The organism is Gemmobacter nanjingensis (assembly GCF_014652195.1).
Classification (GTDB): domain Bacteria; phylum Pseudomonadota; class Alphaproteobacteria; order Rhodobacterales; family Rhodobacteraceae; genus Gemmobacter; species Gemmobacter caeni.
This window is the reverse complement of sequence record NZ_BMYI01000019.1, coordinates 27,589-39,963: the sequence shown is the minus strand read 5'-3', so window position 1 is coordinate 39,963 and position 12,375 is coordinate 27,589. Positions and strand designations below refer to the sequence as shown.

Below are 12,375 nucleotides of genomic sequence, written 5' to 3'. Positions count from 1 at the left end.
GACGGTCCCCGGGTTACTTGCTGTAGCCCGATCCCTGCGCCCAGCCCCAGGCATCGCCGATCATCTGCCGCAGGGTGGAATGCACAGGCTCCCAGCCCAGTTCCTCGATGGCGCGGGCAGAGCCCGAGACCAGCGCGGTCGCATCGCCTGCCCGCCGCGCGCCCTCGATGATCGGCACCTCGCGATTGGTGACGGTGCGGCTGGCCTCGATCACCTCGCGCACGGTGAATCCGGTGCCGGTGCCAAGGTTGAAGACCCGGTTGCCCTTGCCCTCCAGGAGCCATTGCAGGCCCAGCACATGCGCCTGCACCAGATCCATCACATGCACATAATCGCGCACGCAGGTGCCGTCGCGGGTGGGATAGTCGCTACCAAAGATCGTCAACGCCGGGCGCTTGCCCGCCACTGCATCCAGCATCAGCGGGATCAGATGGGTTTCCGGCACATGCTGTTCGCCCACCTCACCATCGGGGTCCGAACCCGCGACGTTGAAATAGCGGAAGATCACATGGTTGAGTCCGTGGCTTTCGCCGAAGTTGACCAGCATGTCTTCGATGGCGCGTTTCGAGGCGCCATAGGAATTGATCGGCTTCTGCACCGAGTTTTCATCCAGCAGCACCCCGTCCTGATCGCCATAGGTGGCGCAGGTCGAGGAAAAGACGAAATTCCGGCATCCTGCCACCAGCGCGCCCTCGATCAGATTCAAGGCTCCCATGACATTGACGCGCCAGTATTTGCCCGGATCCTTCATGCTTTCGCCCACGAGGCTCAACGCGGCGAAATGCAGCACGGCGACGGGCCGGTATTGCGCGAAGGCCGCATCGACATCGGCGCGGTTCATCAGATCGCCCTTGAAGAAGGGGCCGAATTTCACCGCCTCTTCCCAGCCAGTGTTCAGATTGTCGAAAGTCACCGGGGTGAACCCCGCAGCTTTCAATACCTTGCAGGCATGAGAGCCTATGTAGCCTGCGCCACCCGTAACCAGAACCGTCTGCACCTACTTCGCCCCTTTTTCTTTGAGGGCATATTTAGGCTACACACTCCCACTAAGACAATCACTTGGGCAGTAGTATCGGCCCCAAAAGAAAGCACCAATGTATCAACTCCCGATGTTTCGCGTACGAAACATCGGGAGCACAGTCCTAGAGAATGACGTCGAAATCCGCCGCCGTCAGCTTCAGCCCGCTGTCCAGAACGGCGAATTTCACCGCCGCCCCCTTCCCCGACCCGTCGGCATCGTAGAACAGCGCGCCGGTCTTGCTGTCATAGATGATCCGGTCATCGGCCTCGCGCGCCTTCGCACCGATGGCAAAGGCCTCCGCCGCCAGATCACCCGCCTTCAGCTTGCGGAAGACCGAGCGATCCAGTTCGAACGTATCCGCCGCCACGTTGAAATCGGTCACGCGGTCCAGATTGGTCTTGCCCAGGGCCGTATCGAAGACAAAGACATCCTTGCCCGCGCCGCCGGTCAGCACATCCTTCCCGACCCCGCCTGACAGACGGTCATTGCCCGCGCCGCCCTCCAGCCGGTCGGCCCCGCCCTGCCCCGACAGAATGTCGCGCCCGCCATTGCCCTGAAAGACATTGGCCTTGCCGTCGCCGGTCATGCTGTCCGCCTTCTTCGAGCCGGAGAAGATCTCGATCGAGACGAAACGCGGGGTCACCGCCGCTGCCAGGGTGCCCACCCGCGCCGCAGGCTGGTCGCCCAGATCGAAGATGGCCGCCTCCTCAAAGATCACCCGGTCGCGGCCCGCCCCGCCACTGACCAGATCCTCGTCATCGACCATCTCGAACGTATCTGCGCCGCCGCCGCCCGACAGTGTATCGGCCCCGGCCCCGCCGGTCAGCGTGTCGGTCCCGGCCCCGCCCGACAGGCTGTCATCGCCCGTGCCCCCCTCAAGCGCATCAGACCCCGACCCGCCATCCAGCGTATCGGCATCGGCCCCGCCATCAAGGCTGTCATCGCCGCCCTCGCCGATCAGCTGGTCGGCCCCGCCGCCGCCCGAGGCCGTGTCATCGCCCGCGCCAAGCGCAACGATATCGGCCACGATGGCGCCGGTATAACGTTCCGCCACCTTGCTGGTATCGAAGATGAAAGCCGCGCGGCCCAGTTCCTCCAGATCGTCGAAGCCCAGGATGGTGATACGCTGGGTGAAGCCGTAGGCGGTGATGTCGATGGCGCCATCGTCGCCCAGATCCTTCCAGAAATAGGTCTTGAGCGTGGTGAAATTCTCGATCCCCAGCTCGCGCAGGTCGATCAGATCCTCTTCTGCGCGCGAAAAATCGGCGATCACCGCCCCGCCGTTCGAAGTGCCGCGGCCATAATCGTTCAGACTGTCGATGAATCCGGTCCAGGAACCCATGACAAAGCGGTCGGCCCCGGCCCCGCCATACATGGTATCCGATCCGGCCCCGCCCGAAACCTCGTCATTGCCGGCCCCGCCATAAAGCTGGTCCGAGCCGTCGCCGCCTTCCATCTCGTCGGTGCCCGCGCCGCCATAAAGCGTGTCGGCTCCGGCTCCGCCGGACAGGCTGTCATTGCCGGTCTCGCCGAACAGCCGGTCACGGCCCTGCCCCAGCCCGCCGTCCAGCGCATCATTGCCGCGCCCGCCGAACAGATCATCATGGCTGCGCGTGCCGGTGATGCTGTCCGCCGAGACATTGGTCGAGAACAGGAAATTCCCGGCATTCAGCGTGCCCACCGTGGCGGCGGCCCCCAGCTCCAGCTTGTTGAGGAAGCCGTTCTGCGTCACCAGCAGCGAAATAGAGCCGTTTTCAGTGATCAGCAGCCGCTGCACCGTCTCGACATCCGAAATGCCCAGTTCGCGCAGATCGATCCGGTCCTCGGCGGTCCAGTCGGTGATGCGGTCGATGCTGTCCTCGATCATGCTGGCCGTGCGGTTGCCTGCCATGCTGAACATATCGGCCCCGGCGCCGCCGGTCAGCGTGTCATTGCCGCCCTGCCCGGCCAGCGTATCGGCCCCGGCCCCGCCGGTCAGCACATCGTCATAAGACAGCGCCCAGTCGGTATAGACGAAGGCATCTTCCTCGCTTTCGGTCACTGTATCGCCGAACAGCCGGTCGTCGCCATCGCCGCCCGACAGGCTGTCGCGGCCAATACCGCCCAGCAGGTCATCCGCACCCGCGCCGCCATCCAGCGTATCGTCGCCCGACTCGCCCTCCAGCCGGTCCGATCCGCCGGAGCCTGACAGCAGGTCAGCACCGGTGCCGCCAAACAGGCTGTCATTGCCCGCCTCGCCGAACAGCCGGTCACGGCCACCGCCGCCCGACAGGTTGTCATCACCTCCGCCGCCGAAGAAATCATCGGCCTGATTTCCGCCGGATCTGTAATCGGACTCGTCATTCACCGCCAGAACCACATTGGCCGAGCCGATGGCAGCCAGATCCGTCCAGTTCAGAAGCCGCAGCACATTGCGATAGCCGTTCATGTAGCTGACCAGTTCGGTCGTCTCGCCGCTGACGGCCAGCAGAGTCTGCACCGTGGCAAATTCGGTGATCCCCGCCTCGGTCACGTCGATCTTGTCGGCGGCGGTCCAGTCGGTCACCACATCGACCGTATCGGCTGAAAGCGTGTTCCAGCCCTCGCTGCTATAGGCCAGACGGAAAGCATCGGCGCCCTCGCCCCCGGTCAGCGTGTCATTGCCGGCGCCGCCCGCCAGCAGATCGTCACCCGCCCCGCCGGTCAGCACATCATGGTAGATCAGGTTCCAGGTGGTGATCGCCGTATCGCCCACCAGCGTATCGGCATCGGCGCCGCCGTTGATCGTATCGGCCCCCGCGCCGCCCTCGATACTGTCGAGCCCGGCCCCGGCCTGCACCAGATCGGCGCCCGCCCCGCCGAAGACCGTATCGGAACCAGCGCCACCATAGAGCGCATCCTCGCCATCGCCCCCGTCGATCCAGTCATTGCCGGTCTCGCCGAACAGCCGGTCGATGCCGCCCAGCCCCGAGATATTGTCGTCACCGCCGCCGCCGAAGAAATCATCGCGCGCCTCGGAGCCCTGAATCCAGTCTGCCGTCGTATCGACAGACAGCACCGCCCGCGCCGCCGTCAGATCCTCGGGGCGGAACAGTGTGCCCAGGGACAGGATGGTGCGATAGCCGTTCTGCCAGACCACCACCGACGAGGCAGTGCCACCCGCATTGTCGACCAGCAGCATGCGCGCGGTTTCAAGATCAGAGATACGGGCTTCGGAAAAGTCGATCTGGTCTTCCGTCGCATTGAAATCCACCGCCACATCGGTGGTATCAGCGGCCAGGGACAGACCCGAATAAGCCCAGTAGGCCCCGAAGCTCAGCCGGAAGGCATCGGACCCCGCGCCGCCGGTCAGCCGGTCATCCCCCGCGCCCCCGGCCAGCGTATCGGCCCCGGCCCCGCCCTCCAGCGTGTCGTTGAAAGCCTGCTGCCAGTTGGTATCCTCGTCATCGCCGCGGATCAGGTCATCATCGGCGCCGCCGGCCAGGCTGTCGGTGCCCTCGCCGCCGGTGATCTGGTCACGTCCCGCGCCGCCATCGACACTGTCATTGCCGAATGAGGCGGTGATCGTGTCGGAACCGTCGCCGCCGAACAGCAGGTCATTGCCCGCGCCGCCATCGGCATTGTCATTGCCGCTTTCGCCGAACAGCCGGTCATCATCCCCGCCGCCGCTGAGGGTGTCATCGCCCCGGCCACCGAACAGATCGTCCCGCGCTTCGGTGCCATAGACGTAATCGTTCTGCGTGACATTGGACAGCACGACATTGCCGGCGCCAAGGCTCTGCGGATCACTGACAGAGCCGTTCAGCGCCAGTTCGGTGCGGTAGCCATTATTCCAGATCGTCAGCATCATGCCGGTGCTGCCCTGGCTTTCCAGCAGATAGCGCAGGGTGGTGATGTCGCTGATCCCGGCCGTGGACACGTCGATCCGGTCCTCGGCGCTGAAATCGGTCACGGTATCGCGGGTATCCGCCGTAAGCTGGGCATTGGAATATTGCTGGGCATGGATGCGGAACGTATCGGCGCCGCTGCCGCCGGTCAGCTGATCCTCGCCCGCGCCGCCTGCCAGCAGGTCATTGCCCGCGCCCCCCGAGAGTGTGTCATTCCACAGGGCATCAGGCTGGGTGGCGGATTCGCCGAACAGCGTATCATTGCCATCGCCGCCATTCAGGGAATCGGCGCCATCCTCACCTTCGATGAAATCATTGCCATCACCGCCCTCGACCCGGTCGTCATCAGCCCCGGCGATGATCGTGTCGGAACCGGCGCCCCCAAAGAGACTGTCATTGCCCTCCATGCCATAGACGACATCATTGCCGCCCGCTGCCAGCACCCGGTCATCCCCGGCCCCGGCGTCGATCTGATCCCCGCCATTCGCCCCGAACAGGTCATCCCGGCCGCCGGTGCCATAACCGTACACCGGGCTGGTCGAGGTGGCGAGGATCACATCCCCCGCCGCCAGCGCCGAGACGCCATTCAGGCGGATGGTCTGAAGGTAATCGTTGACGAAGAACGACAGCACCAGCGCCCCGCCTGCATTGCCGGTGAACAGGGCCAGATCGGCAAGGCTGGTGACGGGCAGATGGCTGAGGTCCAGCCGGTCACCGGACTGGAAATCGGTGATGGTGACGGTGCGCGCACTGTCCTGGGTCGTGTAGCTGCCCTGCGGCAGAAAGCCGGTAATGCGGAACACGTCATTGCCGCCGCCACCGGTCAGCGTATCGTCGCCGCCTTCCGAAATCAGCAGATCGGCATCCGCCCCGCCATCGAGGCTGTCGCCGAAGGCCGAACCCAGCAGGGTATCGGCTCCGCCATTCCCGTAGATCGTCATACCATGCGCAGGCTGCATGTATTCGACCCGATCGGCCCCCGAGCCAAGCCGGATCACATCGACGAGGCTGTCGAAATCCCCCGAAACACCGGAGGTATCGGACCAGCTTCCGCCGATGTCGTATCCGTAAATTGTGATGGGCAGACTGCGGGCGGAGAGATTGAGCAGGGACATTGCAAGCTCCGGGAAATCACTGAAGGTTGTTGATACGGGAAAGTCACTGCGCAAATACCGCAGGCCCTGAGGATGCGGTGGCCCATGATTCCCGTCAAACGAATCTTTCAGCGCCCAGAACAGCGCACCGGAGGGCGAATGTTTCGCGCGCGAAACATTCGCAGACGGCCTATTGCTGGCGCAGCCAGTCCAGCAGCCTGGCGCGCAGGGCGGCATCGGCCCTGTCGCCTTCAAGGGCGAAACCGCCGCCCGGCAGATCGCGCAGCCGCAACCCCGGCGCGACGCTCAGAACAGTCTCTGTGACCGCTTTTTGAGACGGTTTTTCAACCGTGCCCAACCGCGAAAGCACGGCCTGTTCGGCTTCGGCGGTGGCCGGGGCTTTCGCCTCCAGCGCGGCAAGCAGGCGGGCGGGCAGGGCGGGATCAGCCTCGATCCGCTGCGCCAGCGCCAGACCCAGCTTCTCGCTGATCGTCTCGGGGAAGCGCAGGGCACCATCCAGTGCCCGCACCACGGTCAGGAAAGAGCCGATCTTCGACCGCCGCGCCCGAGGAACCGAACCGAACAAGCCGCGCAGAGCCGATCTGTCATCCGCATAGACCCTCGCCTCTACCGCCTTGGCCACAATGCGGGCGCGTTCGTAGAAGGACAGGCCGACGCGCAGCTCGTTCTCCTCGACCATGGCGACATAGGCATCCGACGCCTGTTCCGGCTGCCGCAAAAGTGCAAGCACAGAGCCGTATTTCCCGGCATCGCCGGTTTCAGCCAGAAGCTGCCGCAGCGCCTTGAGCCGCCGCCAGCCGGAAATCAGCCCGTAACGCTCCGGTCCCAGCGCCACCACCTCGACCGGGGTTTGCTGGCCACGGGCGCGCAGCGAGTCGACCAGCGCAGTCATTTCGTCATCATCCAGCGCGATCCGGTCGCGCATCAGGTGATCGGCCTGCACCTGATCCAGCGGCAGGGCCAGTACCATACGGCCGCTTTCCCGCGCATTGCGCAGAACCTCGGCCATTTCTTCCATGGCAGCGGTGGCGGCGGCGGCACCTGCCATATCGGCAATCGGCGCGGGCCGGACATAGGTGCCCGCATAGCCCTGCGGATAGCGGGTGAACATCGCCTTGGTTTCCAGATCCGGCGGCAGATCCTGGGTGGCATCCTCGGGGAGGGCGGGATCACCAAAGGGGGTCAGGCGTTTGCGTTTGGCCATGTCTCAGCTCCGCTTGCGGGGAGAGCAGGGTAGGGCGGCAGCCGGAAACAAGGCTCTAAACCGCCGTTCGATTGTGTTTCGCGCGCGAAACATCCGGAAGAAAAGCGTCACTGTGCGGCCTCCCGGGACTGTGCCAGTTCGTCACGGCGCCAGGAACCGAGGATCAGCGCCTTCACCGCTGCCCAGGTTTCGTCAAACGTCTCGCGGCCTCGGGCATAGGTCTCGCGGTTGAAATCGCGGTAATCAGCCTCGTAGATGCCGCGCACCTGTTCGCCCGCCTGCCCGATCAGCGCGGTGAATTCCTGCCGCTGCGGCGACAGGGTCTTGCCCATCCAGCCCTGCATCAGCGCCGCAAGTTCGGCCTGCTGGCTGCCGTCAAACCGGGTGATCAGCGCGCGCACCGCATCCCATTCAAAGCTGAGTTCGGGCCGCCCCAGCGCGCGGGCCGCGAGGTTCTCGCCGTCCTCGATCGACCGGAAGGTCGAATGCAGCATGTCGAAGAACCGCCCTGTGGAATCGAATTCCAGAAACGAGGCTCCCATCGGCACCAGCAGGATATCGGCGGCGGCAAGTCCGTTGATCGTCAGATACCCCAGCGCGGGCGGGGTATCGAGGAAGATCACATCATACTGGTCCAGCACCCCGTCAGCGGCAAGGCTTTCAGTCAGCGCATCCCACAGCTTCCAGCCGCGCGACTGCATGCGCCAGACCGGGATCTGGAACTCGGCCCAATAGAGGTTCAGCTGCGCCCCGATCAGGTCGATATTCGGCCAGTGCGTCTTCTGGATCAGACTGTCGGCTTTCATGGTCAGCGCCTCGGTCAGCGTCTCGTCCAGCGGCACCGGGGCATCGCCGCGATCCATGCGGCGCTGGTTGTCGATGCGCAGATGGGCCGCGTAGTGACGCGCCAGCAGCGGAAAGACGGTCTGCCATTCATCGGCGACCCTGCCACCGAAGATCGAGGTCATCGACCCCTGACTGTCGAGGTCGATCACCAGCACCCGGTAGCCATCGAGCGCGGCAGACATCGCCAGATGCGCGCAGGTCGAGGTCTTGCCGACGCCGCCCTTGAAATTGGCAACCGCCAGCATCTTGGCCGGCAGCCCCTTGGGCCGGTAGGGCAGATAGGGCTTCGCCTTGGACCCTTCGGCGGCGAAGAAGGCGCGCAGGCGCAACACCTCGTCCAGCGTGAACCATTTGGCGCCGCCTTCGGTTTCCGAGGCGCCCTGCGGCAGGTCGGGGTTCTGCTTCAGCACGCGGCGGAAATGGGCCTGCGCGACCGGGATCAGATAGCGGGTGATTTCCCAGGTCGAGAACATCCGCAGCCGCCGCTGTCCGCCGGCATCCAGACCCCGGCCTGCCAGATCGTCGCGGCCGATTTCGCAGGCGCGGGCGATGGTGCCGAAACTCTCGGTGGTGGTAGGCGCCCCGAGCGCTGCCAGAGCGGCATCGGGGTCGATCCCGAAATAGGGGGGGAGGGGGGTGCCTGCCTCGGGCTTCATCGCTGCCTCATGTACGCTGTTTTCTGCAATATACCGAAAAACACGGCATATGGAAGAAAACTCGGCATGTGGATGATTTTTCTCTGCTGATTCTATGGTTTGGCAGCAGGAATATCCGGGATTTGGCGGCTATCTCGCGCTTCGGGCAACCAATCGGGTCACCTCATATGCGGTTCTTTTGTTAGAGGGATGTTAAAGGATTCTGTTACGGATACAGAGCGTTTTTTGCAGGCTTTTGTTTTTCATGGAAAAAATTTGGTTTGAGAAGAGGCAGGCGACTCTGATCCCACGTTCGGGTGACTCTGATCCGACGCTGGGCCGACTCTGATCCCCCGCTCGGCAGGCTGGACGGGGGATGTGGATAACTCTAGGCTCGGTGTCACTGAAACCCCGATAAAAATCGGGGGCAGGATCAAGCAGAAAATCCCGCGACAGACGGGGCCAAGAGGCAGTGATGGCAGGACAGGCGGTTGCGGGCAGATTGTCCGCGAGGCAAGGCAATTCAAGACGCAAGTCCGAGCCGGCGGCGATCGGCGATCTCTTCGTCTGCGATGTGCTGGCGGCCAGTGCCAAGGATGACCTTGGCACCATGGAACATCCGATCTTTTCACTGTCCACCAAGCCCGACCTGCGGGTGCTGAGCTACGATCACAATGGCGCCTCGGTGCAGGTGACGCCCTCGGTCAAGGGGCGCGCCACGATCTTCGACAAGGACATCCTGATCTATTGCATCAGCCAGCTGATGGCGGGGCTGAACGCGGGGCGCGAGGTCAGCCGCACCTTGCAGCTGAAGGCGCATGATCTGCTGATCGCCACGCAGCGCGATACCGGCGGCGACAGCTATCTGCGGCTGCGCGAAGCCTTCGAGCGGCTGGCGGGCACCCGCATCACCACCAATATCGCCACCGGCGGCATCGAGACCACCAGCGGCTTCGGCCTGATCGAAAGCTGGGAGATCCTGCGCAAGACCCGCGGCGGGCGGATGATCTCGGTCATGGTGACGCTGTCGGACTGGCTGTTCCGCGCGGTGCTGGCGCGGTCGGTGCTGACGCTGAGCCCGGATTATTTCGGGCTGCGCAAACCGCTGGAACGGCGGATCTACGAACTGGCGCGCAAACATTGCGGGCGGCAACCGGAATGGCGCGTCTCGGTCGGAACGCTGCACAAGAAGGCGGGCTCGGCCGCGCCGGTGCGGGTGTTCCGCGCGGCCTTGCGCAAGATGATCGAGGAGGCGGGCCTGCCCGATTACCGGATGACGGAAGAGCCGGGCGATCTGATCCGCTTCACCCGCCAGGGCGTGATCGAGGAAGAGGCAGTCCCGGTCGCGGCGCCGCTGTTCGGCCCCGAGGTGCTGGAGGCCGCGCGCGCCCTTGCCCCCGGCGCCGATGTCTATGCGCTGGAGGCGGAATGGCGCGCCTTCTGGGCCGATGCCGGGCGGCCGCGGCTGTCGGCACCGGACAAGGCTTTCCTCGGCTGGGTGCGGGCGCGCCGGGGCTGAGGCGGGTCTGGCGGCAGGGTTAACGAAAAACCCGCAAGGGCCCTGCGGTTGCGGGTTTTGCCAGCTCCGGCATGAGCTTTTGGATCTCCTCGTTGCCAACCCTAGCTGCTTGATCCCACGGGTTAATGGTGCGACCTTTCTTTGTAATGAAAGGATGCCCTACAGAACAAATTCGTCACGCTAGCGCCATGACCACGCACGCCTGAGGGCATCCATCGCATCAGTTCACATCGACGACAACGAAACTTTTCGCGCGCCGTTTATTATGCGTGTACCAGACGGTTTTTCGCGTGCCTGTATGGCAGAACTCGTAGGTGACGCCGAGGATCTTGTCGGGATGATCCGGGTCGACCATCCATTCGACGGGATTGCCCACGTCGCATTCCGCTGCTGGCTGGAGGCAGGTGCGGGCGTCTGGCTTGTGGTCTGTCATTCTGCTTTCCCTCCGGGTTTCATCTGACGCTCCGCCTTTTCCAGAGCCACATCGAAGGCCTCATGGAACCGGGCGCGGTAGGCAGGGCCCATGACACGCGCCAGACCTATGAGGCCCAGCGGATCATGCCGGGCAGCCAGATCGGCGGCGAATTGCGGTCGCAGGGTCAGGGTCACGCTGGTCGGATATTTGCCTCGCAGCCCGCGGGGCTCGGTGATCTCCGGCATGCCGTCGCGCGCCCAGTCATCGAAGACCTGATCGCGCAGAGCTTGTGCCACGCGGCGGATCAGGAACCGGACCGGGCACCGGGCTGCCGCAGCCCAGACCTCCGCCCGCGCCACCTGACGGGGTGTCAGCGAGACCGCGACATAAACGACCTGCCCGCGGGCGGCGGGGGGCTGGGCAGAGGCTGCGGAATGTATGGGGGGCGTTACGGCGGCCGGAGGTTCACCCTCCTCTTTCCGGGCTTCTTCCCGGATGCGACTGGGCCGCCCGCCGTCATCGCCTTGCGGCATGGCCTGTACACTGTCGATTGTCGCGGGTGGCGCCTTTGGGGACGGCGGTGCTGGCGTTTCGGCGACCGGCCCCTCTCCACCCGCCGCACCGAATCCGAGCTTGGCCGAGAAGCCTGCATCCTGCCGGATGATCCGCATCTGATCCTTGCGCGGTGCCATCAGGCGACCTCCGCCGGGGACAGGATCAACTGATTTATCTCGTCGAGAAGTTCCCCTGCCTCTTTCACGGCCGTCTGCAGATGTGCGGCCAGCCCGCGGTTCGGGGTCTTGTCGGCGATTGGGCCGAGAAGTCCCTCCCTGTCCATCCGGACATAGGCGCTGCGGTTCGAGAGCCAGGCCTCGCAGGCGGGCAGAGAACGGAACAATTCCTCCGCCACGAGACGTTCGGTCTCTGACAACCGTGCGGGCACCCGGCTGAGGATCACCGAGAAACCGGCCAATGCCTCCGGCCTGTCGATCCGCTGGCGCAGGGTCAGATACCAGCGGGCGGTCTCCATGGTCTCGCTGAGATCACCGCGCGACAGCATCATCGGACAGACGATGCGGTGGGCCGCGACCGCCAGCATATCCTGGGCCTCCGACCCGCCGCCGAAGGTGTCGATCAGGATCAGATGCTCCTGATCCGGCTGTTCGTAGATCTGGTCAATCGCCTCGGCGACCCGGTGGGCATCGAGCGTATGGATCACCGCGACGGAAGGGGACCAGTTGCCCGCGGTCTGCCCGGCCCTCATCCAGTTCATACAGGATTTCGAACTGTCGGTGTCGAAGATGGTCACCGTCTCGCCGCGGGCCACCGCGGCTGAGGCGAGGGCGCGGCAGAGCGTGCTTTTGCCTGATCCGCCCTTCCTGTTCATCACCAGCACAACCCGTATTCCGTATTCCATCGCACCTTTCCCACATTCCACATGTCCTGCGGCATTTCTCTGAATACCGGAGGCCGAATTCCTTTATCCGAATGCGCATCTCTTTATTCCAATCCCACAGGCCGGATATCAGAATGCACCCCGCGCAAAGCGTAATGCGCAAGTCCTTTGTCTTTTATCCTTTGTCTGATGACCGGATGCGTTTGTCTTTTATCTGATCGCGCAATGCGTGTGGCGCAATTCACAAGACCTGACGCGCTTCCCTGATGCCATACCCCGCATCCCACCTGTCCTTTCTCCGCCCCGGGGACGGCGCTCCGGGGTTCAGATGTCAACAAAAACAATGCATTCCTGCACA

8 protein-coding genes are annotated in these 12,375 nt (G+C 64.1%); 1 reads left to right on the top strand and 7 read right to left on the bottom strand.

Going from position 1 to position 12,375, the window contains the following annotated elements; all coding sequences use genetic code 11:
* Positions 1 to 13 precede the first annotated feature (13 nt).
* From galE to IE126_RS21160, 4 genes are all read right to left on the bottom strand, one after another.
* Complete coding sequence (gene galE / locus IE126_RS21175; protein ID WP_189382142.1) at positions 14 to 997, bottom strand: UDP-glucose 4-epimerase GalE; 984 nt, start codon at positions 995 to 997, stop codon at positions 14 to 16.
* Positions 998 to 1,142: 145 nt separating this feature from the next.
* Complete coding sequence (locus IE126_RS21170) at positions 1,143 to 6,002, bottom strand: calcium-binding protein (RefSeq protein ID WP_189382141.1); 4,860 nt, start codon at positions 6,000 to 6,002, stop codon at positions 1,143 to 1,145.
* 169 nt (positions 6,003 to 6,171) lie between these two features.
* Positions 6,172 to 7,206, bottom strand: a complete 1,035-nt coding sequence (locus IE126_RS21165) for a ParB/RepB/Spo0J family partition protein (RefSeq protein WP_189382140.1) — start codon at positions 7,204 to 7,206, stop codon at positions 6,172 to 6,174.
* Positions 7,207 to 7,313: 107 nt separating this feature from the next.
* Positions 7,314 to 8,708, bottom strand: a complete 1,395-nt coding sequence (locus IE126_RS21160; protein ID WP_189382139.1) for an AAA family ATPase — start codon at positions 8,706 to 8,708, stop codon at positions 7,314 to 7,316.
* Positions 8,709 to 9,162: 454 nt separating this feature from the next.
* On the opposite strand from IE126_RS21160, the gene IE126_RS21155 reads away from it, so the two are divergent.
* Positions 9,163 to 10,206 carry a replication initiator protein A gene (locus tag IE126_RS21155; protein WP_189382138.1) on the top strand — a complete coding sequence of 348 codons (1,044 nt, stop codon included), beginning with the start codon at positions 9,163 to 9,165 and terminating at the stop codon, positions 10,204 to 10,206.
* Between the two features lie 220 nt (positions 10,207 to 10,426).
* Here IE126_RS21155 and IE126_RS21150 read toward each other — a convergent pair whose 3' ends face one another.
* Genes IE126_RS21150 through IE126_RS21140 form a run of 3 tightly spaced genes read right to left on the bottom strand, consistent with a single transcriptional unit; the run spans position 10,427 to position 12,038 of the window.
* Positions 10,427 to 10,639 (bottom strand): hypothetical protein, encoded by a 213-nt coding sequence (locus IE126_RS21150; RefSeq protein ID WP_189382137.1) that lies wholly within the window; start codon positions 10,637 to 10,639, stop codon positions 10,427 to 10,429.
* Positions 10,636 to 11,313 carry a hypothetical protein gene (locus tag IE126_RS21145; RefSeq protein WP_189382136.1) on the bottom strand — a complete coding sequence of 226 codons (678 nt, stop codon included), beginning with the start codon at positions 11,311 to 11,313 and terminating at the stop codon, positions 10,636 to 10,638. The genes IE126_RS21150 and IE126_RS21145 overlap by 4 nt, the downstream gene beginning before the upstream one ends.
* Entirely contained in the window at positions 11,313 to 12,038 is a 726-nt protein-coding gene (locus tag IE126_RS21140; protein WP_189382135.1) for a nucleotide-binding protein, read from the bottom strand. Before IE126_RS21140 ends, IE126_RS21145 begins: the two co-directional genes overlap by 1 nt.
* Positions 12,039 to 12,375: the final 337 nt, after the last annotated feature.